At 75.5% G+C, this 2,713-nt stretch carries 1 protein-coding gene and 1 pseudogene; both read right to left on the bottom strand.

The annotated features are described in order from the left end of the window. On the bottom strand, positions 1-2,416 hold a 2,416-nt coding region (locus tag ABZ749_RS33320; RefSeq protein WP_357234953.1), incomplete at its 3' end, for a GNAT family N-acetyltransferase. Positions 2,417-2,429: 13 nt separating this feature from the next. Beyond that, positions 2,430-2,713: pseudogene (locus ABZ749_RS33315) on the bottom strand (hypothetical protein); the annotation flags it as partial.

Genomic DNA, 2,713 nt, shown 5'->3' with positions numbered 1-2,713 from the left:
GCACACCCACCCGTAGCAGCAGATCGGCCAGGGCCGCCCGGTCGACCGGCGCGGCTCCCCGGTGCCCGCGCAGCAGCGGCGCAGCCCGAGGCTCGTCGACCAGCTCGGCCGCGTCGGTGTCGGTCAGCGGCACCGCCCGCCAGGCCCGATCGCCGAGCAGCTCGGTGGCGACCCCTCCCAGGCCGAAGCCGACCACCGGCCCGAACGCGGGGTCTTCCACCACCTCCACCACGCAGGCCACGCCGGGCGGGACCATCGGCTGCACCAGGGCGTCCGCGCCGAAGGTCGCCGCCAGGTCGGTGTACGCCCGGCGGAGGGTCGGCTCGTCGGGCAGGTCCAGCCGGACCGCGCCGAGGTCGAGTCGGTGCCGCAGCCCGGGAGCGGCAGCCTTGAGCGCAACCGGGAAGCCCAGCCGCGCCGCCGCGTCGACAGCAGCGTCGACCGAGTCGACAGACACCGAGGCCACCACGTCGATGCCGTACGCGGCCAGCAGCGCCCCCGGGTCGGTGCCGTCGGCCCGGAGCGCGGCCTGCGCGGCGGCCCGATCGACGTCGGGCAGCTCCGGTGCCACCCCGGGAGGGCGGCGAAGCCATTCGGCGTACCGGTGGGCGCGGGCGAGCGCGTGGACCGCCTCCTCCACGCCGCCGTACGCCGGCACCCCCGGTGGCAGCCGCCCGACCAGGAACGTCGCCACTGTCGGCTTGCCCAACGCGAGGGCGGCCGGCAGCGCGGCGGTCACGTCGGCGTCCACCTCGGTCAGCTGGCCGGGAAGCGGCGGGGCGAAGACCACCACCAGGGCGTCCACCCGTTCGTCGGCGGCCGTCTCGGCGAGCGCGGCGGCGAACTCGGCGGCGCCGGCGCTCGGCCCGACGTTGCGGGGGTATCCGTCGGCCACGCTCAGCCCGTGCCCGACGCAGGCGGTCGCGGCGAGCCCGGTGAGGGCCGAGGAGTTGCCGACCACACCGACCCGGCCGCCGGCCGGCAACGGCTGGTTGGCCAGCAGCACACCCACGTCGAGCAGCTCCGGCACGGTGTCCACCCGAATCACCCCGGACTGGGCGAAGAGCGCCGCCACCGCCACCTCGTCCGGCCCGGCGGCGTCACCGACCCCGGGCGGGCGGGCCGGCGAGGCGAGCGCGACCACCGGTTTGGCGCGGCCGATCCGCCGGGCCAGCCGGGCGAACTTGCGCGGGTTCCCGAAGGTCTCCAGGTAGAGCATGATCACGTCGGTGCCGCTGTCGTCCTGCCAGTACTGCAGGAGGTCGTTGCCGGAGACGTCGGCCCGGTTGCCGGCCGAGACGAAGCTGGACAGCCCGAGGCCCCGCCGGTCCGCCTCGGCGAGCAGCGCCACCCCGAACGCACCGGACTGACTGAAGATGCCGACCCGGCCGGCCGGCGGCAACGCCGGGGCGAGGGTGGCGTTGAGGCGTACCGTCGGGTCGGTGTTGGCCACGCCCAGGCAGTTCGGGCCGACGACCCGCATGCCGGCCGCGTGCGCCGCGCGGACCAGCGCCCGCTGGGTGGCCGCGCCCTCGCCGCCGGCCTCGGCGAAGCCGGCCGAGATGACCACCAGGCCGTGCACCCCCGCGGCGGCGGCGTCGGCGACCACAGCGGTCGCCGCCTCCGGTGGGACCGCCACCACCGCCAGGTCCACCGGCGCTCCGGCAGCAACAGCCGACGGGTACGCGGGGAGGCCCGCCACTGTCGACGCGCTCGGGTGCACCGGCACCACCGCACCGGTGAACCCGCCGTCGCGCAGGTGCCCGAGCACCGCCGCGCCGACGCCCTGGCCGGTGGCGCTGGCACCGTAGACGACGATGCCGCGCGGGGCGAGCAGCCGGGCGATCGAGCGGGCCTCGGTGCGGTGCTCCCGGCCGCGCTGCACCTCCAGGCTGGCCTCGGTGGGCGCGATGGGGAAGCTCAGGTGGACCACGCCGTCGGCGTACTCGCGCTGGACCTGGTAGCCGAAGTCGGCGAAGACCCGCAACATCGTCCCGTTGGCCGGCAGCACCTCCGCGACGAAGCTCATGATGTCGTTGCGGCGGGCCGCGTCGGCCAGGTGCTCCATCAGCACCGAGCCGATCCCCCGCCCCTGGTAGGCGTCCTCCACCACGAAGGCCACCTCCGCCTCGGGGGCCTGCGGGCCGAGCCGCTCGTACCGGCCCACCGCGACGATCTGGTCGGCGGCCAGCACCACGAACGCCTCCCGGTCGTGGTGGTCCACAGTGACGAAACGGATCAGATCCCGTTCCGGGATACGTGGGTACGGCGAGAAGTACCGCAGGTAGCGGGTGCGCTCGGAGAACCGGCTGTGCATCGCCACGATGCCCGGCGCGTCGGCCGGGTCGATCGGTCGCAACTGGACCGTGCTGCCATCGCTGAGCAGCACGTCGACCGGCTGGTCCAGACTCGTCACCGAACGGCCCGGCTCAGTCCCGCGGATCGTGCGGGTCGAGCCCGAGCAGCGGGAAGACCGTCTTGCGGGTGGCCGCGATCGCCCGGTCCACCGCGTTCGGCTCGCCGGTCGGCTGCCACGGCTCGTACGACGGGTCGGCGTCGTCGGTCATCCGCAGCGGCACCTCCCGGCCCAGACCTCGGGAGGTGACCAGGTCCCGCCACGCGGGTGGGGTGAGCGTGGCCGGGTCGATCGGGATCCACCGTCGGCCTCGATGGAGACGACGCGCGGCGCCACGACCTACAGGCCCGACTCGTT

It is taken from the genome of Micromonospora sp. NPDC047753, from assembly GCF_040642735.1.
Taxonomy (GTDB): domain Bacteria; phylum Actinomycetota; class Actinomycetes; order Mycobacteriales; family Micromonosporaceae; genus Micromonospora.
This window is presented reverse-complemented; position numbering and strand designations above follow the sequence as displayed.